The organism is Pseudonocardia sp. (assembly GCF_025465255.1).
In the GTDB taxonomy this organism is placed as follows: domain Bacteria; phylum Actinomycetota; class Actinomycetes; order Mycobacteriales; family Pseudonocardiaceae; genus Pseudonocardia.
In genome coordinates, this window is the sequence record NZ_JAODNI010000092.1 from 38296 (window position 1) to 60646 (window position 22351).

A 22351-nucleotide genomic window follows, 5' to 3' on the forward strand; every position below is an offset into this window, starting at 1 on the left:
CCCCGGTACGGTCGCCCGCGTGACCTCACAGACCACGGACCGGGCCCTCGACCTCACCGCGGATCCCGTCGACCTGACGGCCGCGCTCGTCGACGTGCCCAGCGTGTCCGGGGACGAGGCCGCGCTCGCGGGCCTGCTCGAGGCGGCGCTGCGGGAGCAGGCTCCTCACCTCGAGGTCGTGCGCAGCGGTGCGGCGGTGCTGGCCCGGACCCACCTCGGCCGCGAGCAGCGGGTGCTCCTCGCGGGGCACATCGACACCGTCCCGATCGCGGACAACGTCCCGAGCCGTCGCGACGGCGCGGTCCTGTACGGCTGCGGCACGTCGGACATGAAGGCCGGGGACGCCGTCTTCGCGCACCTCGCCGCCACCCTCGCCGAGCCCCGGCACGACCTCACGCTGGTGTTCTACGACTGCGAGGAGGTCGAGGCCGCCCGCAACGGCCTGGGGCGCATCGAGCGCGAGCTCCCGGAGTGGCTCCGCGCCGACCTCGCGATCCTCGGCGAGCCGACGGACGGCGAGGTCGAGGCCGGCTGCCAGGGCACCCTGCGGGTGGAGGTCCGGACCACCGGGCGGCGGGCACACTCGGCCCGCTCGTGGCTCGGGGACAACGCGATCCACCATGCGGGCGAGGTGCTGGGCCGGCTCGCCGCCTACGCCCCCCGGGACGTCGACATCGACGGCTGCGTCTACCGCGAGGGCCTGCAGGCGGTCCGGATCGCCGGGGGCGTGGCGGGCAACGTCGTGCCCGACGAGTGCGTCGTCACCGTCAACTTCCGGTTCGCGCCGGACCGCACCGCCGAGGCCGCCGTCGCGCACGTCGAGGAGGTCCTCGACGGGTTCGACCTCACCGTCACCGACCTCTCGCCCGGCGCCCTGCCCGGCCTCACCGCCCCCGCCGCGCAACAGTTCCTGACGGCGACCGGGACGTCGGCGCGGGCGAAGTACGGCTGGACGGACGTCTCCCGGTTCGCCGCGCTGGGCATCCCGGCGATCAACTACGGCCCCGGGAACCCGAACCTGGCGCACACCCGTGAGGAGCACGTGGACACCGCGGCCATCACCCGATGCACCGACGTCCTCCGGCGTTTTCTCGGCTGACACCGGGCCGACGCACGAGGCTCATTAGTCTGCGGACATGAGCGCGAACGGGGAGCGGGCCCGACCCGAGCAGAGTTTCCGCGGCCCGGTGGTGCTGCGCCGCGAGCACCAGACCGAGGGCAGCACCACGGACCAGCGGCTGCTGGACTCGCGCGGCCCGAGCGACTGGGTGCACACGGACCCCTGGCGGGTCATGCGGATCCAGGCCGAGTTCGTCGAGGGCTTCGGCATGCTGGCCGAGCTGCCCCGCGCGGTGACGGTCTTCGGCTCGGCGCGCACACGTGCCGACAGCCCGGAGTACGCCCAGGGCGTGCAGCTGGGCGCCGCACTGGCCGAGGCCGGCTTCGCCGCCATCACCGGAGGCGGCCCGGGCGCGATGGAGGCCGTCAACAAGGGGTGCTCCGAGGCGGGCGGGCTGTCCGTCGGGCTGGGCATCGAGCTGCCGTTCGAGCAGGGCCTCAACGAGTGGGTCGACCTGGGCATCAACTTCCGGTACTTCTTCGCGCGCAAGACGATGTTCGTCAAGTACTCCCAGGCGTTCGTCTGCCTGCCCGGCGGGTTCGGCACGCTCGACGAGTTGTTCGAGGCCATGACCCTGGTCCAGACGAAGAAGGTCACCAAGTTCCCGGTCGTCCTGCTCGGCAAGGACTACTGGCAGGGCCTCTTCGACTGGATCGCGGGCCCGGTCCTGAAGACCGGCAAGATCGGCGAGAAGGACCTGGCGCTGCTGCACCTCACCGACGACGTCGACGACGCGGTCAAGGTCGTCCACGAGGCGTACCGCGCGTGGGAGGAGACGCACTGATGACGGCCGGACGCGGGGGCCGGGACCCGCACGCCGTCTGCGTCTACTGCGGCTCGTCGGACGGCGTCCCGCAGCGCTACCTGGACCTCGCGTCGGAGGTGGGCAGGGAGATCGGCGCCCGCGGCTGGTCGCTGGTCTCCGGCGGCGGCAAGCGGTCGATGATGGGCGCCGTCGCACTCGGGGCGCGCGAGGCGGGCGCCCGGACCATCGGGGTGATCCCGCGGAGCATGGTCGAGCGCGAGTGGGCGGACCACGACTCGGACGAACTTCTCGTCACCGAGACGATGCGGGAGCGGAAGGCGCTGATGGAGGCGCACGCCGACGCTTTCCTCGCGCTCCCGGGCGGCATCGGTACCTGCGAGGAACTCTTCGAGGTCTGGTCGGCCGGGGCGCTGGACCTGCACGGCAAGCCGGTCGTGATCCTGGACCCGGACGGCCACTGGACGGGTCTCCTCCAGTGGGTCGAAGGGCTCCCGGCGGCCGGGTTCGCGAGCCGTGCCCCGCTGGAGCGGATCACGGTGGTGCACGACGTCGCGGGCGCCCTGGAGGCCTGCGCCCCCCGCGTCGACGCCGCGGCCGTGCCACGATCGGGGACGTGACGCTCCCCCCGCTCCGCTTCGGCACCCGGACCCCGGCACAGGACCGCGCGCTGGTCATGGCCATCGTGAACCGCACGCCGGACTCGTTCTACGACCGCGGCGCCACGTTCTCCGACGATGCCGCGATGGCGAAGGTCGACCGGGCCGTCGCCGAGGGCGCGGACATCGTCGACATCGGGGGTGTGAAGGCCGGCCCGGGGGACGTCGTGGACGTCGACGAGGAGGTCCGCCGGGTCGTGCCGTTCGTCGCCGCCGTGCGCGAGCGGCACCCCGACGTCGTGATCAGCGTCGACACCTGGCGCGGCGCCGTCGGCCGGCTCGCCGTCGCGGAGGGCGCGGACCTGCTCAACGACACGTGGGCCGGGACGGACCCGACGCTCGCCGAGGTCGCGGCCGAGACCGGCGTGGGGATCGTCTGCTCGCACACCGGGGGCGCCGTGCCCCGGCTGCGGCCGCACCGGGTGCGCTACGCGGACGTCGTCGCGGACGTGGTGGAGGAGGTCACCGGCCAGGCGGAACGGCTGCTCGCGATGGGGGTGCCGCGCGAGGGCATCCTCATCGACCCGACCCACGACTTCGGCAAGAACACCTTCCACGGGCTGGCCCTGCTGCGGCACTGCGACACTCTCGTCGCGACGGGCTGGCCGGTGCTGATGGCCCTGTCCAACAAGGATTTCGTGGGGGAGACCCTGGGCGTCCCGCTGGAGGAGCGCATCGAGGGCACGCTGGCCGCGACGGCGCTGGCCGCGGCGGCGGGCGCGCGGGTGTTCCGCGCGCACCAGATCGTGGAGACCCGGCGCACCGTGGACATGGTCGCGTCCATTCTGGGTACCCGTCTTCCGGCGCGGACCGTCCGCGCGCTGGCGTAGTACGGAGGGAAATCACCCGGAAGTTGGGTTTATCTCTGACCGACACTTCAATGGCAGTCCGGTTCGGATGCTCTTAACCGCGCTGTAACGAGTCGTGTCGTGAACAGTAATCCGCAATGGAACTAATCGAGTACTCGCACCACGACTTGGAATCCCAGTTGATCCTTACGTCGACGCGCTGACCGCGTTCCGAGACCCGACCCGAGGAGAACCATGCAGCCGATCACCGAGGACTGGTTCGCCCGTCGCACCTGGCAGGCCCCGGACTGGACCGTCGACGACCTGATCGCCGCGAAGCGTGGCCGCAGGGTGTCCGTCGTCCTTCCCGCGTTGAACGAGGAAGCGACCATCGGCGCCATCGTCGCCGGCATCGCGCCTTTCACCACGGGGGACCGGGCCTTGGTCGACGACCTACTGGTGATGGATTCCGGGTCCGAGGACCGCACCATCGAGATAGCGCGCGAGAACGGTGCCCGCGTCGCGCTGCGCACCGATGTCGTGCCGCATCTCGAGCCGGTTCCCGGTAAGGGTGAGGTGCTCTGGCGTTCGCTCGCCGCCACCGACGGCGACGTCATCTGCTTCATCGACTCGGATCTTGTCGACTTCGACCCCGGGTTCGTCCCGTCGCTGCTCGGCCCGCTGCTGCTGGCGGACGGCGTGCACCTGGTGAAGGGCTTCTACCGGCGGCCGCTGCGCCTCGAGGTCACCGAGGTCGAGTCGCTGGACCACGGCGGCGGCCGGGTCACCGAGCTCGTCGCCCGCCCGCTGCTGTCCGCCCTCCGCCCGGAGCTCGCCGGCATCGTCCAGCCGCTCGGCGGCGAGTACGCGGGCACCCGCGCGCTGCTCGAGTCCGTCCCCTTCGCCACGAGCTACGGGGTGGAGATCGGGCTGCTGCTCGACACGGTCGACAGCTTGGGCCTCGACGCCATCGCCCAGGTGAACCTCGGGGTGCGCAAGCACCGCAACCGCAACCTCATGGACCTCGGGGTCATGTCCCGGCAGATCACGGCCACGGCGCTGCGCCGCACGGGGCTGCCGGACACCGGCGCACCGCTGACGCAGTTCGTGCAGGTCGGAGGCGAATGGGTCCCGAACAGCCGGGAGCTGGTCGCCACCGAGCGGCCGCCGATGCGGGAGGTCCTGCCCGCCCGGCAGCCGGACCAGGTCGCCTGAGCCCTGTCGCGTCGTTCCCCACCCCGTGATGGGATGGCGTGGTGGGGACAGCTCTGATCTACCTGCTCGTCGTCGCGGCGGTGGCGGCGGTGGTGTTCGTGCTCGCGGCCATGGTCTTCGGCCGGGGCGAGGAGTTGGCCCCGCTGGCGCCGGGGGCGACACCGACCCGGCTGCCCGCGGAGTCCGTCCGCGGGGTGGACGTGCGGGACCTGCGCTTCCAACAGGTCGTGCGCGGGTACCGGATGGGCGAGGTGGACTGGGTGCTCGAACGCCTGGCGGACGAGCTGGACCTGCTCACGAGCGAACGCGATGCGCTGTCGGCCCGCGTCGACGAACTGGAATCCGGTCCCGCGATACCGGCCGCGCGGCGCGCGACCGGCGGCACCCACCGGCGCGTCGGCCCGTCCGAGCACGAGGGGCCGCGCCCGTGAGCGAGCCGTCCACCGGCGGGACGCCGGCTCCGCACGGCCGTCGCGAGCTGACCCTGACCGTCGACGTCCGGGCGCCCGCCCCTGTGGTCTGGGCCTACGTGACGGACTGGGAGGCGCAGGGGGAGTGGATCCCCGCGACCCGCGTCCGGCGCACCGGAGGGGACGGCCGGTCCGTCGGGTCCACCCTCGACGCCTTCACCGGCGTCGGCCCGGTCGGCTTCCTGGACACGATGGAGATCACCGAGTGGAGCGAGCCGGCTCCCGGTTCCGACGGGCCCTGGCGCTGCGTCGTCCTGCACACCGGGAAGGTCGTGCGCGGCGACGGCGTGTTCGAGGTCGTCGAGCTAGGGCCGCAACGCTCCCGGTTCGTCTGGACCGAGCTGCTGGACCTCCCGCTCGGGGCGGTCGGCCGGTTCGGCTGGCCGCTGGTGCGGCCCGGCTTCGCGGCGGGTGTCCAGCTCGCGCTGCGGAAGATGGCCCGGCTGTGCGAGCGGCGGTACACCGCACGGCGGTGACCGGGGAAAGCGCGACGGAACTGTCGGACCCCGCGGGTAGCGTGCCGCCCGTGACGACACCTGCTGGCGAGCGCCTCCGATGCGGATGGGCCACCTCCGCCCCGGAGTACGTCGCCTATCACGACGACGAGTGGGGCCGTCCCCTGCGCGGCGAGGTCGCGCTCTTCGAGCGGCTCACGCTCGAGGGCTTCCAGTCCGGGCTCTCGTGGCTGGTGATCCTGCGCAAGCGGCCGGCGTTCCGGGAGGCCTTCGCGGGATTCGACCCGGAGGCCGTCGCGAAGTTCGACGACGCGGACCGCGCGCGGCTGCTGGCGGACGCCGGCATCGTCCGGAACCGTCTGAAGATCGATGCGGCGATCGACAACGCCCGGGCCGTCCTCGAGCTCGACACGCCGCTCGACGAGCTGCTGTGGTCGTTCGCGCCGGACCCGGCCACCCGCATCCGCCCGGCGACACTCGCCGAGGTACCGGCCACGAGCGGGGAGTCGAAGGCCATGGCGAAGGAGCTCAAACGGCGAGGCTTCCGGTTCGTCGGACCCACCACCTGCTACGCGCTGATGCAGGCCACCGGGCTTGTGGACGACCACGTCGCGGACTGCTGGCGAGCGGCCCCGGACGCTCCGCGTCCATAACGGACGGTCTTCTCCCGACGCCGCGTTCGGCCCGTGATCCGGCGATTGCGCAGCGTGCACGCATCACCCCGGCGTGCACCGTTGATCGCCTCGGTTGCACCTCACGCTCCGCGATGGGGGAGAATGGCCACACCATCCCGCCGTGCGCGCTCCCCAGCGCACCGGCGCCCTGCACGAGAACTGACGACGGAGGGAGCAGGACATGGCGGCGATGAAGCCCCGGACCGGCGACGGACCCCTGGAAGTGACCAAGGAGGGTCGGGGCATCGTGATGAGGGTCCCGCTCGAGGGCGGCGGCCGGCTCGTCGTCGAGATGACCCCCGAAGAGGCCAGCAATCTGGGCGACGCCCTCAAGGCGGCCTCCCCCAGCTGAGCCCCGGAAGTGGGTGCCCGTGTCGTTCCCGCGGCGCGGGGCCCGCACCGGGAAGTCCGGGGCAGGCTCCTCGGGACCGGCTGCCCGGACGTGCGCGTCAGGACTCGCTGCCCGCCGTGGCGTGCACGCCCTGCTCGCTCACCCCCGTGTCGGCGAGTTCCAGGTGCTGGATCGACACCGCCCCGCAGACGCAGAGCCGGTAGCGGACCCAGCCCTCGGAGGTGTGGTGGGTCGAGAGCGTCCTGGCCTCGTCCGTCGGCCAGCCGCAGCGCGTGCAGCGCATCGTCGCACTCCTGATGAGAGTAATGTGCGTCTTTAGTTGACGCCTTACGCCCAGAGGGTAGCAGGAGTAATAGCTCAGTGGACTTCATCGGTTACAGAAGTGACGCGCTCGGCGCTGCCGTCGAACTGGTGAACACGGTCACGGCCGCGCCGGCGGGCCGTAACGGCGAGAGCGCGCCGCCGAACCAGCTCCGCGAGGTCCTGCTCGCCCACGGTTACCTCGCGGGCCGGGCGCCCGCATCGGTGGAGCCCACGTTGCGGGGCTGGGCGCACCGGCTGCGCACCGTGTTCGACGCCGAGGACCTCGACGAGACCGCGGCGGCGGTGAACGCGGTGCTCGCGGACGTCGTGATCGGCCCGCACCTGACCCGGCACGACGACCAGAGCTGGCATCTGCACTACTCGCCGCCGGACGCCGCCGTGGTGGACCGGGTCCGCTCCACCACCGCCTTCGCCCTCGCCATGCTGGTGTCCGAGTACGGGATGGACCGGCACGGTGTCTGCGCCGCGGACGGCTGCTCGCGGGTCTTCGCGGACACCTCCCGCAACGCCGCCCGCCGCTACTGCTCCCCGGCCTGCGCCAACCGCTCCGCGGTCGCCGCCCACCGAGCCCGCCAGCGCTCGTCCCGCTGACCGCGACTCGCGCGGCCTCACACCGCGAGTCGTTGTCTTCGGCGGTCTACAGGTTGCGGTAGATCTCGACCGTGCGCTCGGCCGCCTGCTCCCAGGCGAACTCCCGTACCGCCCGCTCGCGGCCCGCGACGCCCATCGCCTCGGCGCGGGCGGGGTCCGCGAGCAGGGCGTTGACGGCGTCGGCGATCCCGCTGCGGAAGGTCTCCGTGTCGTGCTCGTCATAGTGCACGAGGGTCCCCGTCACGCCGTCCTCGACGACCTCCGGGATCCCGCCCACGTCGGAGGCGACGACGGCCGTGCCGCACGCCATCGCCTCCAGGTTGACGATCCCCAGCGGCTCGTACACCGACGGGCAGACGAACACCGTCGCGGCGGACAGCAGTTGGCGGACCTCGGTAGTGCCGAGCATGCGTCGCACCCAGATCACACCGGGCCGGGCGGAGGCCAGCTCGCTGACCGCCTTCTCCGTCTCCTCGGCGATCTCCGGGGTGTCCGGCGCGCCTGCGCAGAGCACGATCTGGGCGTCCGGGTTGATCGAGTGCGCCGCGGCGACCAGGTGCCCGAGACCCTTCTGCCGGGTGATCCGCCCGACGAACACGACGATCGGCCGGTCCGGGTCCACCCCGGCCTCGACGACGGCGTCCCGGCCGGGATCCGGCCGGTAGAACTCGGTGTCGATCCCGTTGTGAACCACGTGGACCCGGGCGGGGTCGAGGGAGGGGTAGCAGTCCAGGACGTCGTCCCGCATGCCCCGGCTGACGGCGATCACGGCGTCCGCGGACTCGTAGGCGGTCTTCTCCACCCAGGACGAGAGCCGGTAGCCGCCGCCGAGCTGCTCGGCCTTCCACGGGCGTCGAGGCTCGAGCGAGTGCGCGGTGACGACGTGCGGGATCCCGTAGAGGATCTTCGCGAGGTGCCCGGCCATGTTCGCGTACCAGGTGTGGGAGTGCGCGACGTCGGCGTCCTGCAGCCCCGCGACCATCGACAGGTCCACGCCCAGCGTCTGCAGCGCGGCGTTCGCCCCGGCCAGGCCGCCCGGGGTGGCGTAGGTCGTCACCCCCTCGCGGGGTGGGGAGCCGGCGCCGCCGAAGGCGTGCACGTCGACGTCGACGAGGGCCCGGAGGGCAGGGACGAGGTGCGCGACATGGACCCCGGCGCCGCCGTAGACGTCCGGGGGATATTCGCGGGTGAGCAGACCGATCCGCACGCGGACACACGCTATCGGTTGATCGGCCGCCGACACAGGGCCTTCTCGGTGTGGCCCAGCACCCGCCGGGCGCACTAGGGTCTCCACCGTGACCGTGCGACTGCTGGACGGGCCGTCCGGGAAGGGCGGCAGGCGATGACGTCCTCCCGGATGCTGACCCCCGGAGGCATGCCGGCGAACGTGCTCGGCATCGTCCTGGCCGGCGGTGAGGGCAAGAGGCTGTGGCCGCTGACGGCGGACCGCGCGAAACCGGGTGTGCCGTTCGGCGGCAACTACCGCCTGATCGACTTCGTGCTCTCCAACCTGGTGAACGCCGGGGTGCACCGGATCTGCGTGCTGACGCAGTACAAGTCGCACTCGCTGGACCGGCACATCTCCACCACGTGGCGGCTCTCGAGTGTGCTCGGGCAGTACATCACCACGGTCCCGGCGCAGCAGCGGCTCGGCCGCCGCTGGTACACCGGCAGCGCGGATGCGATCTTCCAGAGCCTCAACCTCGTCTACGACGAGAGGCCGGACTACATCGCGGTCTTCGGCGCGGACCACGTGTACCGCATGGACCCGAGCCAGATGATCGCGCAGCACATCGAGACCGGGGCGGGCGTCACCGTCGCCGGGATCCGGGTGCCGCGGATGGAGGCCAAGGCCTTCGGCTGCATCGACTCGGACGCGGAAGGCAAGATCGTCGGGTTCCTCGAGAAGCCGTCGGACCCGCCGCACGTCCCGGACGACCCCGAGGTCACGTTCGCCTCGATGGGCAACTACGTGTTCACCACGGAGACGCTCATCGACGCGCTGCGGGCCGACGCCGAGGACCCGGACTCGGACCATGACATGGGCGGGGACATCATCCCGCGGCTGGTCAACGAGGGCGAGGCGCACGTCTACGACTTCGCGGACAACGTCGTCCCCGGCGAGACGGACCGCGACCGCGGCTACTGGCGCGACGTCGGCACGATCGACGCCTACTACGACTCGCACACCGACCTCGTCTCGGTGCACCCGATCTTCAACCTCTACAACGAGCGCTGGCCGATCCGCACGGCGACGCCGCCGCTGCCGCCGGCCAAGTTCGTCGAGGGCGGGATCGCGCAGGACTCCATCGTCGGCGCGGGCACGATCATCTCCGGCGCGATCGTCCGCCGGTCCACGATCAGCCCGAACGTGACGATCCAGGCCGGCGCCGAGGTGTCGGACTCGGTGATCCTGCCGGGGGTGAAGATCGGCCGGGGCGCCGTGGTGCGCCGCGCGATCCTGGACAAGAACGTCGTGGTGCCCGACGGCGCGCTGATCGGCGTCGACCTGGCCCTGGACCGGGCGCGCTACACGGTGAGCCCGGGCGGGGTCGTCGTCCTCGGCAAGGGCGTCACCGCCCTCTGAGGAGTCAGACGCGCGTCGCGCAGAGCAGGCCCTGCCCCAGCGGGAGCAGGGCCGCGACCAGGCGTTCGTCGTCCCGGGCGAGGTCCGCGACCTCCTGCAGCGCCGCGGCGGCGATGTCGGCGCGTTCGTGGCCGTCGTGGCCGGCGCGGTCGATCCCGGGGTCCGCGAGCACGCCCTCCAGCACGACGACGCCGCCCGGCCGGATCAGCCGGACGGCCTCCTCGAGGTACCGCGGGTACTCGGTGGGCACGGCGTCGACGAACACCAGGTCGTAGCCGCCGTCGGTGAGCCGGGGGAGGACCTCGAGGGCCATGCCGTTGATCAGCCGGAGCCGGGACGGGCCGTAACCGGCGTCGAGGAACGAGCGGCGGGCCGCCCGCTGGAGCTCGGGGTCGACGTCGATCGAGGTCAGCGTGCCGTCCCCGGACATCCCGCGGAGCAGCCAGAGCCCGCTCACGCCCGCTCCGGTGCCGATCTCCACGACCGCCTTCGCCGACGTCGTCGCGGCCAGGAACGCCAGCGCGGCACCGACACCGCTGGTCACCGGGGTCGCGCCCGCCGCGTCCCCGCGGGCGCGGGCGGACGCCAGGACGTCGTCCTCGGCGAGGTAGCCGTCGGCGGTGCCCATCGGGCGGTCCGCCCGCTCGTTCGCCGCCAGGGGGCCGGTCATGGCACGAACTTACTGTGCGCAGGCCCGGCCACCGCGCGGACGGGGAGGAAGATCGGGAAATTTCGTGTGTCGGGAGATTTCACAGGCTCTTCTCAGTCGGATCTCACACTTCTGTCATGGGGGTGGGGCACCGTGTGGAGCGTGGAACCGGGGTCGTCGGTTTCACACCGGCGAACCGGGGAACCCCCGCAATTCGCTCGTCGCCACGAAGGCACGACCCGCCGCAGGAGGTGCGCTCCCCCGATGACCGACCGACCGGCCACCGTGGGCTTCGACGCGGAAACGGTGACGTCCTCGTCGCCGGGCTCCGTGTCGCTGCCCGGCGAAGGGCCCGAATGGACCCCGCCGAGCTGGGACGAGGTCGTCCGAGAGCACGCGGACCGGGTCTACCGGCTCGCGTACCGGCTCAGCGGCAACCCTCACGACGCGGAGGACCTCACCCAGGAGACCTTCATCCGGGTCTTCCGCTCGCTCGCGAACTACAAGCCCGGCACCTTCGAGGGCTGGCTGCACCGGATCACCACGAACCTGTTCCTGGACATGGTCCGCCGCCGCGCCCGCGTGCGCATGGAGGGCCTGCCCGAGGACACGGACCGGCTCCCGGGCGGCGGCCCGGAGCCGGAGACGGTCTTCTCGGAGACCCACCTGGACCCGATGCTGCAGGACGCGCTGGACGAGCTGCCCCCGGAGTTCCGGGCCGCGGTCGTGCTGTGTGACGTGGAAGGCCTCTCCTACGAGGAGATCGGCGCCACGCTCGGCGTGAAGCTGGGTACCGTGAGGAGCAGGATCCACCGTGGTCGCGCTCAGCTGCGCGGTGCGCTCGAGCGTCGCCGCGCGGAGGGCGAGCAGCTGTGGAGAGGTGGTCGGGGTGAGCTGGTGATGGCCGGGGAGGTAGCGGGTCGATGACCGAGGCGCGCCGCAGGTTCGTCCGCGGACCCGGCTGGGGCACGGACCACCTGTCCTCGGACGCGGTGGTGGCCTTCGTCGACGGCGAGCTCGCCGCCGGTGCCCACGAGCGGGCCACCGCCCACGTCCGCGAATGCCTGGAGTGCACCGCCGAGGTGCGCGTCCAGCGGCAGGTCCGGACGCGGCTGCGCGGTGCGGACGACCCGACGGTCCCGTCCTCGCTGCTCGCAGCCCTGCAGTCCATCCCGCACGACGCCGAGCTGCCCCCGTCGCCGCCCGGTCTCGCCATGACCGCGGACGGCACGCTCGTCTCGGTGCTGCGGCCCGAGCGGATGCCGGACGTCGTCCGGCCCGCCGTCTCCGTCCGGCGGCCCTTCGGCCCCACGCTCCCCGACGCGCCGGCCGGGCTGCCCGACGGCCTCCCGGACCGGTCCGACGAGCACCCGCAGGCCGGTCGCGTCCGCCGGCTGCGCGTCGGCGCGGTCGGCGCCGTCTCGGGGCTCGCCCTCGGGGCGCTCGCGCTCGGCGCGGTCCCGTCCGCCGGCGTCGTGCACACCGGCGTCCCGGCTCCGCGCGGGGTCCTCGGCGGGGCGGTGCTCGGCGGCGCCGGCGGCGTCGTGCCGGCCGCACGTCTGCAGGGCACCCAGGGCGCCACGAGCCGCGCGGTCTCGACGCCGTCCGCCTCGGCCACCCCGACCGCCGCCCCGATCCTCCCCGCCGAGCTCCGCCAGGACGAGCGCGCGGCCGTCCCGGCGTCGTTCCCGCCGGCCGGTCTGCGCTGAGCTCTCCCGCCCGGCCCGGCTACGCGGACTTCACCCCGTATCCGGCAGGCTGAGCGGGTCCGATCAGTCCCGTCCCCTGGAGCCGGCCTGCGATGTCAGACGAGCAGGACGCGCGCGAGCGCGCCGAGCCGGACTCGTCCGTGCCCCCGCAGGACGCACCCCGACAGGACGCACCCCGACAGGACGCGTCCGGGGCCGAGATCGCCGATCTCCGTGCCGAAGGTGCGGGCGGCCCGCCGCGGCTGAGTCCACGCCCGATCGAGCGGCCGCCCGTCGACCCGGGCACCGCCGCCGCCTTCGCCCGGCCGGACGGGGTCGACGGGGCCTTCGCCTCGACGCTCGGCAGCAACGGCCGCGCCCGGCGCGCCCCGGCCCCCACCGCCGCCCTGGCCACGGCCTTCGGCCGTCCCGCGACCGGCGGACCCACCCTGCAACGCCCGCCCGTCGAGGCCGGCGGCGCCGACGGTGACGGCGCGGACCCCTTCTGGAACTCCGGCGCCCAGCAGGACCCCTGGCGGAACCCCGGGACGCCGGTCGAACTCGGCCCGCCGCAGCCCGGTGAGGAGACCCCCGGTGCCAGCATGCCGGCCCGCGTCGGCGCCCGGCTCAGCGTCCGGGAGCTGCTGTTCGGTCGCCGCGTCGCCCCGAAGGCCCTGGCCCTGCTCGGCATCGTCGCGCTGCTCATCGGGGCCGTCGGCGGGCTCGTCGGCCGCTACACCGCGGAGGGCGCCAACTCGCTCACCGAGCCCGGCGTCACCCTGACCGCGACGTCGGACGGCAAGGAACGCCCGCCCGGCTCGGTCGCGGACATCGCGCAGCGGGTCCTCCCAGCGGTCGTCTCCATCGACGTCAAGGTGGGGCAGGAGAGCGGGACCGGTTCCGGCGTCGTGATCGACCAGGCCGGTTACGTGCTCACCAACAACCACGTCATCGCCCCGGCCGCGGGCGCGCAGGGCGCGACCATCGAGGCCGTGTTCAGCGACGGCACCCGGGCCCCGGCGCAGATCGTCGGCCGGGACCCGAAGACGGACCTGGCGGTGGTCAAGGTGCGGGTCACCAACCCGACCGTCGCGACCATCGGGACGTCGAAGTCGCTGGTCGTCGGGGACGGGGTGATCGCCATCGGGTCGCCGCTCGGCCTGGCCGGCACGGTCACCGAGGGCATCGTCAGCGCCGTCGACCGGCCCATCCGGCTCGACGGCGACGGCTCGGACGTGGCGGTCATCGACGCCGTCCAGACCGACGCCGCGATCAACCCCGGCAACTCCGGCGGGCCGCTCGTGGACTCCACCGGTGCCGTCGTCGGGATCAACAGCGCGATCCGCAGCCTCGGCGCGACGCAGGACGAGGGCGGTTCCATCGGCCTCGGCTTCGCCATCCCGATCGACGACGCCCGGGTCATCGCGGAGGAGCTCATCGGCACCGGCGTCGTCAAGCACGCGGACCTGGGCGTCAACACCCGCTCGGTCACCGACGGCGCCTCCGACGGCGCGGAGGTGCAGAACGTCGTGCAGGGCGGGGCGGCCGCCGTGGCCGGGATCCTCGAGGGGGACGTGATCGTGAAGGTCGCGGACCGGTCCGTCGCCGGAGCGGACGAGCTCGTCGTCGCGGTCCGGGAACGCAACCCCGGGGACGTCGTGCCGATCCAGCTGGTCCGGGACGGCCGGCCGCTGACGGTGACGGCCACCCTGGCGTCCGACTAGATCCGAGTAGGCTGGTCGCGTGTTCGACTCCGTCGGCTGGGGCGAGATCCTGGTCCTCATCGTGGCGGGCCTGTTCATCCTGGGCCCCGAGCGGCTGCCGGCCGCCGCGGCGTGGCTGGGCAAGACCATCCGGCAGGTCCGCGAGTACGCCACTGGCGCGAAGGACCAGCTGCGCAACGAGCTCGGCCCGGAGTTCGACGAGCTGCGCAAACCCCTCGAGGACCTCCGCGGCCTGCGGAACTTCAACCCCCGCACCGCGGTCCGCCGGAGCCTCTTCGACGACGGCGACCTGTTCGGCGAGAAGCCCAACGGCCACGCTCCGGGAGCGAACGGCGGCAGCGTGACCCCGCAGCCGCATCCGGCGGCGGCGCCGCAGCCCGAGAAGCTCGCCCCGAACGAGCGCCCCCCGATCGACCCCGACGCGACCTGACCCAGGCTTTCCTGCCGGTCGGGGTCCGAGCTCAGCCGAGCAGCGGCGGGCGGCGGGTGTGGTGGTCCGTCGCCGTCTCGAACGCGTGCGCCGCGGCCAGCACCCGGCCGTCCGCGTGCCGTGGGCCCACGATCTGCAGCCCCACGGGCAACCCGGCCGAGGTGAACCCGCAGGGGACGCTCGCGGCGGGCTGCTGGGTCATGTTGAACGGGTAGGTGAAGGGCGTCCAGGACGTCCACCGCGGGTCCGGTGACCCGGGCGGCACCTCGAGCCCGCCGGCGAACGCCGGGATCGGGAGCGTCGGGGTGAGCAGCAGGTCGTACTCGGCGTGGAACGCGCCCATCAGCGTCCCGAGGTCGTTCCGGACGGCCATCGCGGTCAGGTAGTCCAGGGCGCTGTACCGCGCGCCCTGCTCCGCGATCTCCACCAGCGACGGGTCCATCTGCGCCCGCGCCCCCGGGCCCAGGTTCTCGATCGTCTTGGCGGCGCCGGAGAACCACAGCACGTGGAAGGGCTCGACCGGGTCCGCGAACCCGGGCTCCGCGCGCTCGACCGTCGCGCCGAGCGCGGCGAAGACGTCCGCGGCCGCCTCGAAGGCGGCCTCGACCTCGGGGTCCACGGTCGCGAAGCCCAGCGTCGGGCTGACCGCGATCCGCAGCCCGTCGACACCGTCGGCCAGCGTGTCCGCGAACGTCCGGGCGTACGGGGAGAGCAGCCAGGGGTCGCGGCCGTCGAAGCCGGAGATCACGTCGAGCAGCAGCGCGGCGTCCGCCGCGGTCCGGGTCATCGGCCCGACGTGCGCGAGCGTGCCGAAGGGGCTGCCCGGGTGGTGCGCGACGCGGCCGTAGGTCGGCTTGTGGGCGACGGTCCCGGTGAACGCGGCGGGGATGCGGACCGAGCCGCCGCCGTCCGTGCCGAGGGACAGCGCGCCCATGCCCAGCCCGACGGCCGCGGCGCTGCCGCCGCTGGACCCGCCGGACGTCAGTGTCGGGTCCCAGGGGTTGGTCGTGACCCCGGTGAGCGGGGAGTCCGTGACGCCCTTCCAGGCCAGCTCCGGGGTCGTCGTCTTGCCCAGCAGCACCGCCCCGGCCTCGCGCACCCGCGCGACCGGCGGCCCGTCGACCTCGGCGGGCGCGTCGGCTGAGGTGCGCGAGCCGCGGCGGGTCGGCCAGCCGGTCGTCAGCAGGATGTCCTTGATCGAGGTCGGCACGCCGTCCAGCGGCCCGCACGGCGTTCGCGCCTGCCAGCGGGCCTCGGACTCCTTGGCCGAGGTCTGTGCGCCCTCGGCGTCGACCAGGTTGAAGGCGTTGACGGTGTCGTTCAGCGCGGCGATCCGGTCGAGCGCGTCCCGGGTGGCCTCCACGGGCGAGAGCTCCCCGGTCCGGTAGGCGGCGAGCAGGTCGGCGGCCGAGAGGTCGGCGGTGGTCCTGGTGGGGGTGGACACGGGGATCAGCCCTTTCCGGAGACGTAGCCGAGGCTCTTGTCGACGACGTTGCGCAGCGGCTCGCCGGCGCGGTAGCGGGTGAGGTTGTCGAGGAACAGGTCGACGAGCAGGTCCCGCCAGCCGACGACGTCGCCGGACATGTGCGGGGAGACGATCACGTTCGGCATCGCCCACAGGGGGGAGTCGTCCGGCAGGGGCTCGGTCTCGAACACGTCCAGCGCGGCACCGGCGATCCGGCGGCCCGCCAACGCGGCGATCAGGTCCTGCTCGACGACGAGCCCCCCTCGTCCGACGTTGATCACCCGCGCGGAGTCCGGCAGGGCGTCGAGCGCGGCCTTGTCCAGCATCCCGCGCGTGGTGTCCGTGAGCGGGGCGGCCAGGACCAGGAAGTCCGTGGTGGGCAGCAGGCCGTCGAGCGCGTCGAAGGGGTGCACGCCCTCCCCGCCGCGCCGGCCGACCAGCTCGGTCCGCAGTCCGACGGCCCGGAGCAGGTCCGCGATCGCGTGTCCGATCGGCCCGCTGCCGACGACCGTGGCGCGCTTCCCGGCGACGCCCTCGGTCTCGCGGTGCCGCCACTGCGCGCGGGACTGCAGCGCGAGCGTCCCGGGCAGGTCCTTGGCGAACGCCAGCACGCAGCCGAGCACGTACTCGGCCATCGGGCGGTCGAAGATGCCGCGTGAGTTCGTCAGCACGGCGTCCGAGGCGAGCAGCTCGGGGAAGGTGACCTTGTCCACGCCCGCGCTCGCGGTGTGCACCCAGCGGACCGAGTCCGCGGCGTGCCAGGCGCCGGGGACGGCGTGGGAGAGGAAATCCCAGGTCAGCAGGACGTCCGCCCCAGGCAGCGCGGCGGCGAGGGTCGATTCGCTCGCAAACCGGATCTCGGCCCCGTCCGCGCGTTCTTCCAGACCGGCCGGCCGATCGCCGCCGGTGAGCACGGCAATCACCGGTTGACCTGCAGAAACGGGCACGCAGAAGATCCTTCCGGAGGCGGGGAGGCGATTGACACGCTAGGAAGCGCTCGTATGATTGTCAACAATCCGCGTGGAGATCACCTGCGTGGCCGTCCCCGTGCTCCCGACCGCTTCTCCGAGGTGTGTGCGTTGCCGAAGTTCATCAGGATCTCCCTCGAGCGCCGTGGCGTCTCCTGTGTCGCCGAGCTGCTGGAGAAGGACGCCCCGCGGACCGCGGCCGCGGTGTGGGAGGCGCTGGCCGACGGCCCGCTGGGTGGGCCCGCCCAGCACGCCAAGTACGCGCGCAACGAGGTCTACTCGATCGTCCCGCGGTTCGGCCCGACGATCGGCCAGGAGCACCCGACGGTCACCCCGATCCCCGGCGACGTCTGCTACTTCGACTTCCACGGCGGCATGCTCGACGCCTCGTTCAAGCAGGACCAGGACATCGACCAGGCCCAGGGCGGGATCGACCTGGCGATCTTCTACGGCCGGAACAACCTGCTGCTCAACGGCGATGTGGGCTGGGTGCCCGGGAACGTCTACGCCACCATCGTGGAGAATCTCGACGCGATGGCGGAGGCGTGCCACGACGTGTGGCGCTCCGGCAGTGTGGGGGAGCGGCTCGTCTACGAGCGTGCCCCCGAGCAGTCGTCCGAGTAGCGCTCGGACCTTCTCTTGGAGTCCCCGTGCCCGCTGAGCTCTCCGTCGGCCTCGTCGAGTCCGCGCACGGTGAGAGACCCGCCGATCCCGACGCGCCGGGCGTCGGCGTCGTCGCGCCGTTCGACTTCGCCTTGGATCGCGAGCTGTGGCGCTGGGTGCCCGAGGACGTCTCCCTCTACCTGACCCGGCTGCCGTTCTTCACGACGCCGGTGACGGTCCAGATGGCCGTCGCGGTCGGGGACCGCCGGGCGGTGCGCCGGGCGACCCGGGACGTGCTGACGCCGCGGCCCGGCACCGTAACGTTCGCGTGCACGTCGGGCAGCTTCGTCAGCGGCGTCCAGGGCGAGTACGTGCTCCGCCGGACGATGCTCGAGGCCGGCGCGCCCACCGCGTCGACCACGAGCGGGGCGCTGATCGACGCGTTGCAGCTCCTCGGCGTCACCCGGCTCGCGATCGCGACGCCGTACATCGAGGCGGTGACGACCCGGCTGGTCACCTACCTCGCGGACCACGGGGTGGCGACGGTGGCGAGCGAGGGGCTCGGGCTGCTCGGCAACATCTGGCGCGTGAGCTACGACCAGGTCGTCGACATCGTCCGCGCGGTGGACCGGCCGGAGGCCGAAGCGCTGTTCATCAGCTGCACCAACCTGCCCACCTACGACATCATCGAGCCGCTCGAGCAGGCGCTGGGCAAGCCGGTGCTGACGGCGAACCAGGTGACGATGTGGGCGTCGCTGCGGGCGATCGGCCGGCAGGCGGTCGGCGGCGGCCGGCTGCTCTCCGCGCCCGGGCAGCAGCTGTCGATGGCGTGACACAGGCCGAGGGACTCGACATGTTGTCCGGTTGTCGACAATCATGAGGGCATGAGCACTGGCACGCCGACCGTCGGCATCCTCTACCCCGGCTTCTCCGCCGAGGACGACTACCCGCGCGCCGAGCAGCTCCTCGGCGACGCCCGCCTCCCGCTCGTGCACACCCTGATGCGGGAGGACGCGCACCGCGTCGACGCGCTGCTGGACGTCGGCGGGGACGAGATCCTCGCGGACGGTGCCCGGGCCGTCGCGGAGCAGGCCGGGCCGCTGGACTCGATCATCTGGGCCTGCACGTCCGGCAGCTTCGTCTTCGGCTGGGACGGCGCCGCGGCGCAGGTCGACGCGCTGCGGAAGGTGGCGGGGGTGCCGGCGTCGAGCACGTCGTTCGCCTTCGTCGACGCCTGCCGGCGGCTCGGGGTCACCAGGGTCGCCGTCGGGGCCACCTACCCGGACGACGTGGCGCAGCGGTTCGTCGAGTTCCTCGGCAAGGCCGGGATCACGGTCCTGACCCTCTCGGCGCGCGGGATCGTCACCGCCGCCGAGGTCGGGACGCTGCCCGGGGACCTGGTGCTGGACTTCGCCGCGGCCGCGGACCACGCGGACGCGCAGGCCGTCCTGCTGCCGGACACGGCGCTGCACACGGTCGACCTGCTCGACGCCCTCGACGCGCGGGTGGGCAAGCCGGTGCTGACGGCCAACCAGGTGAGCATCTGGCAGGGTCTGCGACTCGCCGGGCAGGACGAGCGGCGGAACGGCTTCGGCGCCTTGTTCGCCGGGAACTGAGGGGCTCATGGAGCTGGACACGAGCGGGCTGGAGCCCCTGGAGCGGCGGTCGACGGCGGCGATCGTCGCGGACCGCATCCGCACGGCGATCATGCGCGGGACCTTCCCGCCCGGGACCCAGCTCGGGGAGGTCGAACTCGCGAACCGCCTGGGGGTGAGTCGCGGGCCTCTGCGCGAGGCGATGCAGCGGCTCGTCGCCGAGGGGCTGCTGCGCAGCGAACGGCACCGCGGGCTGTTCGTCCGGGACCTCGACGCGGCGGACGTGCAGGACGTCTACACGGCCCGGACCGCCGTCGAGCGGGCCGCGGCGTTGCTGCTGCTCGCCGAGGGGGACCGCAGCGCCGCGGTCGCGCGGCTCACCGCGGCGCTCGCGACGATGGAGGCCGCCGCGGCCGCGGGGGACGCCGTCGCGCTGGCGGACGCGGACCACGACTTCCACGCCGAGCTCGTCGCCGCGTCCGGAAGCCCGCGGCTGCACCGGATGGCCCGCGCACTGCTCGTCGAGACGCGGATGTGCCTGGCCGCGCTGCAGCAGACCGCCCCGCCGGCGGAGGACCTGCTCGACGAGCACCGCACGCTCCGCGACGCGCTGCGGGACGGGGACGCCGCCCGGTTCGTGGGGATGCTCGAGGCGCACATGGCGGATGCGGTCGCGCGGATCCTGGACGTCACGGCCGTCGCGGACCTGACCACGGACGAACCCGACCCGACCGGAGCCGTCCCCGCCTGACCTGTGCGGGGAACCTCGCTAGAACGAGGTTCCCCGCGCACGACCCCCGGTGACCTGTGGTCTGTCCTCCCCGGCGGCCCTGAACCCGGGGAACCGCCGTAACCTGGTCAGGCGTGACGGCCCAGTGATCTCCGCCGCGAGCGACCTCCGGTGAGCGGCATCCTCGAGGGGTTCCTCGTCATCGGCGTCGTCGTGGGCGTCGGCTACCTGATCGGGCGCGCGGGGGTGCTCGGCCCGTCGGCCACCCAGGTCCTGTCCCGCACCGCGTTCTTCGTCGCCAGCCCGGCCCTGCTGTTCGTCACCCTGCAGGCGGCGGACGTCCGGGCGGTGTTCTCCGAGGCGCTGATCGTCACCGCCGGGTCGAGCTCGCTGGCCTGCCTGCTGTACGTGCCGATCGGGCGCTGGTGGCGCAAACGCCCGGCGGGCGAGACGGCGATCGGGGCGATGGCCAGCGGCTACGTCAATGCGGGCAACCTCGGCATCCCGATCGCGACGTACGCGCTGGGCAGCGCCGCCGAGGTCGCCCCGGTGCTGCTGTTCCAGCTCGCCGTGCTGACGCCGCTGTTCTCCACCGTGCTCGACGTCGTGTCCTCGAGCGGGGAACGCCCCTCCCGGATGCGGACGATCATCGCGCCGCTGCGGAACCCGCTGGCGGTGGCGAGCGGGATCGGCATCGTCGCGTCGCTCGTCGACTTCCACCCGCCCGAACCCGTGATGGCGCCGATCCAGCTGATCGCGGACCTCGCCGTGCCCGGCATGCTGCTGGCGTTCGGGATCTCGCTGCGGGGTGCGGCGCGGCCCGGCTCGGGGGAGTCCCGGCCACTGCTGCTGTCGATCGTGCTGATCAAGACCGTGCTGCACCCGCTGATCGCGTACCTGATCGCGGGGCCGATCCTCGGCCTGGAGGGGCACGCGCTGCTCGCGGTGGTGGTCCTGGCGGCGCTACCGACCGCGCAGAACGTCTTCGGCTACGCGGTCCGGTTCGACCAGGGAGTGGTCCTGGGCCGGGACGCGGCGCTCACCACGACGATCCTCAGCGTGCCCGTGCTGATCGCGATCGTGGCGATCCTGGCCTGAGCGGCGGCCGGTCTCGTCTTGCCGCAAGCGACGTCCCATGGTTCCATCGACCCAGATTGTCGACAACCCGACAATCATCTGCCTAGCTCGTACTGCTCGATCCGTCCAGGGAGCCCTCTTCATGGCACAGCTGTCCCCGATGCTCACCCAGGCCACCCCGGTCCAGGCCGCGCGCGGCGAGGGCGTCCACCTCTACGACACCGACGGCCGCCGGTACCTCGACTTCACCGCGGGCATCGGCGTGACCAGCACCGGACACTGCCACCCCAAGGTCGTCGCGGCGGCCCAGGAGCAGGTCGCGACACTGATCCACGGCCAGTACACGACGGTCATGCACCGGCCCCTGCTGACGCTCACCGAGCGGCTCGGCGAGGTGCTGCCCGAGGGCATCGACAGCGTGTTCTTCGCCAACTCCGGCAGCGAGGCCGTCGAGGCGTCCGTGCGGCTCGCCCGGCACGCCACCGGCCGGCCGCTGATCCTGGCGTTCGACGGCGGCTTCCACGGGCGCACCATGGGCGCGGCCGCGCTGACCACCTCCGGCGCGAAGATCCGCTCCGGCATCGGCCCGATGATGGGCGGCGTCGCGTTCGCGCCGTTCCCGTACGCGTACCGCTACGGCTGGTCCGAGGAGCAGGCCGTCGAGTTCGCGCTCAAGGAGCTCGACCGGCAGCTGGTCACCACCGCGCCCGCCGCGGACGTCGCCGCGTTCATCATCGAGCCGGTCCTCGGCGAGGGCGGCTACGTGCCGACCCCGCCGGCCTTCCTGCAGGGCCTGCGCGAGCGCGCCGACCGCCACGGCATCCTGCTGATCGCCGACGAGGTGCAGACCGGCTACGGCCGCACCGGGAGGTTCTGGGGCCACCAGCACGCCGCCGGCGCCACCCCGGACATCCTGATCACCGCCAAGGGCCTGGCCAGCGGCTTCCCGCTGTCCGCGATCGCCGCGCCGCGGGACCTGATGGCGAAGGCGCGCCCGGGCTCGCAGGGCGGGACCTACGGCGGCAACGCGGTGGCCTGCGCCGCCGCGATCGCGACCCTGGACGTGGTGCAGGAGGAGGGGCTCGTCGAGAACGCGGCGACCCAGGGCAGGAAGCTGCTCGACGCCGTCCGCGCCGCCGCGGCGGACGTCCCGGTCGTCGGCGACGTGCGCGGGCTCGGTCTGATGGTCGGCATCGAGTTCACCGCCCCCGACGGCACGCCCGACGCCGCCACGGCCGTGCGGGCGCACGCCGCGGCGGCCGAGCAGGGCCTGCTGCTGCTGACCTGCGGCCCGTTCGGCAACGTCGTGCGGATGATCCCGCCGCTGGTGGTGAACGCCGAGCAGATCGACGAGGGCGTCGCGCTCTGGACCAAGGCCCTCGGCGACGCCGTGGGCTGACCGACCCCCGGGGGAACGCACGAAC

The 22351-nt window shown here is 73.2% G+C and carries 26 protein-coding genes; 21 read left to right on the forward strand and 5 right to left on the reverse strand.

The features are described 5' to 3' along the window. Positions 1–19 precede the first annotated feature (19 nt). From dapE to JWP64_RS10095, 9 genes are all read left to right on the forward strand, one after another. Positions 20–1099 carry a succinyl-diaminopimelate desuccinylase gene (gene dapE, locus JWP64_RS10055; RefSeq protein WP_297495071.1) on the forward strand — a complete coding sequence of 360 codons (1080 nt, stop codon included), beginning with the start codon at positions 20–22 and terminating at the stop codon, positions 1097–1099. A 37-nt stretch (positions 1100–1136) separates the two neighbouring features. Then, on the forward strand, positions 1137–1904 hold the full coding sequence (locus JWP64_RS10060; protein ID WP_297495074.1) for a TIGR00730 family Rossman fold protein: 768 nt from the start codon (positions 1137–1139) through the stop codon (positions 1902–1904). Continuing rightward, positions 1904–2503, forward strand: coding sequence for a TIGR00730 family Rossman fold protein (locus tag JWP64_RS10065; protein WP_297495077.1), 600 nt, complete (start codon positions 1904–1906; stop codon positions 2501–2503). The genes JWP64_RS10060 and JWP64_RS10065 overlap by 1 nt, the downstream gene beginning before the upstream one ends. A 56-nt stretch (positions 2504–2559) precedes the next feature. Further along, positions 2560–3372, forward strand: a complete 813-nt coding sequence (gene folP, locus JWP64_RS10070) for a dihydropteroate synthase (RefSeq protein ID WP_297495347.1) — start codon at positions 2560–2562, stop codon at positions 3370–3372. A 213-nt stretch (positions 3373–3585) separates the two neighbouring features. Next, on the forward strand, positions 3586–4545 hold the full coding sequence (locus tag JWP64_RS10075) for a glucosyl-3-phosphoglycerate synthase (RefSeq protein WP_297495080.1): 960 nt from the start codon (positions 3586–3588) through the stop codon (positions 4543–4545). A gap of 41 nt (positions 4546–4586) precedes the next feature. Next, positions 4587–4976, forward strand: coding sequence for a DivIVA domain-containing protein (locus JWP64_RS10080; protein ID WP_297495083.1), 390 nt, complete (start codon positions 4587–4589; stop codon positions 4974–4976). After that, positions 4973–5491, forward strand: a complete 519-nt coding sequence (locus tag JWP64_RS10085; RefSeq protein WP_297495086.1) for an SRPBCC family protein — start codon at positions 4973–4975, stop codon at positions 5489–5491. The genes JWP64_RS10080 and JWP64_RS10085 overlap by 4 nt, the downstream gene beginning before the upstream one ends. A 50-nt stretch (positions 5492–5541) precedes the next feature. Continuing rightward, a complete protein-coding gene (locus JWP64_RS10090) occupies positions 5542–6123 on the forward strand; it encodes a DNA-3-methyladenine glycosylase I (protein WP_297495089.1) in 582 nt (193 codons plus the stop codon). Between the two features lie 202 nt (positions 6124–6325). Next, positions 6326–6496 carry a DUF3117 domain-containing protein gene (locus tag JWP64_RS10095; protein WP_297495092.1) on the forward strand — a complete coding sequence of 57 codons (171 nt, stop codon included), beginning with the start codon at positions 6326–6328 and terminating at the stop codon, positions 6494–6496. Between the two features lie 97 nt (positions 6497–6593). On the opposite strand, the gene JWP64_RS10100 is transcribed toward JWP64_RS10095, so the two are convergent. Continuing rightward, positions 6594–6779: a hypothetical protein gene (locus tag JWP64_RS10100; protein WP_297495095.1), complete on the reverse strand. Its 186-nt coding sequence runs from the start codon at positions 6777–6779 to the stop codon at positions 6594–6596. Positions 6780–6856: 77 nt separating this feature from the next. Here JWP64_RS10100 and JWP64_RS10105 point away from each other — a divergent pair, with 77 nt between their 5' ends. Further along, a complete protein-coding gene (locus tag JWP64_RS10105; RefSeq protein WP_297495097.1) occupies positions 6857–7411 on the forward strand; it encodes a CGNR zinc finger domain-containing protein in 555 nt (184 codons plus the stop codon). A gap of 46 nt (positions 7412–7457) precedes the next feature. Here JWP64_RS10105 and glgA read toward each other — a convergent pair whose 3' ends face one another. After that, positions 7458–8618 (reverse strand): glycogen synthase, encoded by a 1161-nt coding sequence (gene glgA, locus JWP64_RS10110; protein WP_297495098.1) that lies wholly within the window; start codon positions 8616–8618, stop codon positions 7458–7460. 150 nt (positions 8619–8768) lie between these two features. Here glgA and glgC point away from each other — a divergent pair, with 150 nt between their 5' ends. Then, positions 8769–9998, forward strand: coding sequence for a glucose-1-phosphate adenylyltransferase (glgC, locus tag JWP64_RS10115; RefSeq protein ID WP_297495100.1), 1230 nt, complete (start codon positions 8769–8771; stop codon positions 9996–9998). Between the two features lie 4 nt (positions 9999–10002). Here the strand turns inward: glgC and JWP64_RS10120 are convergent, their stop codons facing one another. Continuing rightward, positions 10003–10668, reverse strand: a complete 666-nt coding sequence (locus JWP64_RS10120; RefSeq protein ID WP_297495102.1) for an O-methyltransferase — start codon at positions 10666–10668, stop codon at positions 10003–10005. A gap of 243 nt (positions 10669–10911) precedes the next feature. Here JWP64_RS10120 and sigE point away from each other — a divergent pair, with 243 nt between their 5' ends. From sigE to tatB, 4 genes are all read left to right on the forward strand, one after another. Next, positions 10912–11574: an RNA polymerase sigma factor SigE gene (gene sigE, locus JWP64_RS10125; protein WP_297495105.1), complete on the forward strand. Its 663-nt coding sequence runs from the start codon at positions 10912–10914 to the stop codon at positions 11572–11574. Further along, entirely contained in the window at positions 11571–12356 is a 786-nt protein-coding gene (locus JWP64_RS10130) for a hypothetical protein (RefSeq protein ID WP_297495107.1), read from the forward strand. The genes sigE and JWP64_RS10130 overlap by 4 nt, the downstream gene beginning before the upstream one ends. 92 nt (positions 12357–12448) lie before the next feature. Beyond that, on the forward strand, positions 12449–14059 hold the full coding sequence (locus JWP64_RS10135; RefSeq protein ID WP_297495109.1) for a trypsin-like peptidase domain-containing protein: 1611 nt from the start codon (positions 12449–12451) through the stop codon (positions 14057–14059). Positions 14060–14078: 19 nt separating this feature from the next. After that, on the forward strand, positions 14079–14489 hold the full coding sequence (gene tatB / locus JWP64_RS10140; RefSeq protein ID WP_297495111.1) for a Sec-independent protein translocase protein TatB: 411 nt from the start codon (positions 14079–14081) through the stop codon (positions 14487–14489). A gap of 31 nt (positions 14490–14520) precedes the next feature. Here tatB and JWP64_RS10145 read toward each other — a convergent pair whose 3' ends face one another. Together JWP64_RS10145 and JWP64_RS10150 are read right to left on the reverse strand one after the other, a co-directional pair. Then, a complete protein-coding gene (locus JWP64_RS10145; RefSeq protein WP_297495114.1) occupies positions 14521–15933 on the reverse strand; it encodes an amidase in 1413 nt (470 codons plus the stop codon). Positions 15934–15938: 5 nt separating this feature from the next. Continuing rightward, positions 15939–16877: a D-2-hydroxyacid dehydrogenase gene (locus tag JWP64_RS10150; protein ID WP_297495117.1), complete on the reverse strand. Its 939-nt coding sequence runs from the start codon at positions 16875–16877 to the stop codon at positions 15939–15941. A 156-nt stretch (positions 16878–17033) separates the two neighbouring features. Here JWP64_RS10150 and JWP64_RS10155 point away from each other — a divergent pair, with 156 nt between their 5' ends. The 6 genes from JWP64_RS10155 (at position 17034) to JWP64_RS10180 (ending at position 22326) form a co-directional block, all read left to right on the forward strand. After that, entirely contained in the window at positions 17034–17546 is a 513-nt protein-coding gene (locus tag JWP64_RS10155) for a DUF3830 family protein (protein WP_297495119.1), read from the forward strand. Positions 17547–17572: 26 nt separating this feature from the next. Continuing rightward, positions 17573–18358, forward strand: coding sequence for an Asp/Glu racemase (locus JWP64_RS10160; protein WP_297495122.1), 786 nt, complete (start codon positions 17573–17575; stop codon positions 18356–18358). A 51-nt stretch (positions 18359–18409) separates the two neighbouring features. Next, on the forward strand, positions 18410–19141 hold the full coding sequence (locus tag JWP64_RS10165; protein WP_297495125.1) for a maleate cis-trans isomerase: 732 nt from the start codon (positions 18410–18412) through the stop codon (positions 19139–19141). Positions 19142–19148: 7 nt separating this feature from the next. Next, positions 19149–19871: a GntR family transcriptional regulator gene (locus JWP64_RS10170; protein WP_297495128.1), complete on the forward strand. Its 723-nt coding sequence runs from the start codon at positions 19149–19151 to the stop codon at positions 19869–19871. Between the two features lie 150 nt (positions 19872–20021). Beyond that, positions 20022–20948: an AEC family transporter gene (locus tag JWP64_RS10175; RefSeq protein ID WP_297495131.1), complete on the forward strand. Its 927-nt coding sequence runs from the start codon at positions 20022–20024 to the stop codon at positions 20946–20948. 121 nt (positions 20949–21069) lie between these two features. Continuing rightward, positions 21070–22326, forward strand: a complete 1257-nt coding sequence (locus JWP64_RS10180) for an aminotransferase class III-fold pyridoxal phosphate-dependent enzyme (protein WP_297495136.1) — start codon at positions 21070–21072, stop codon at positions 22324–22326. Positions 22327–22351 lie beyond the last annotated feature (25 nt).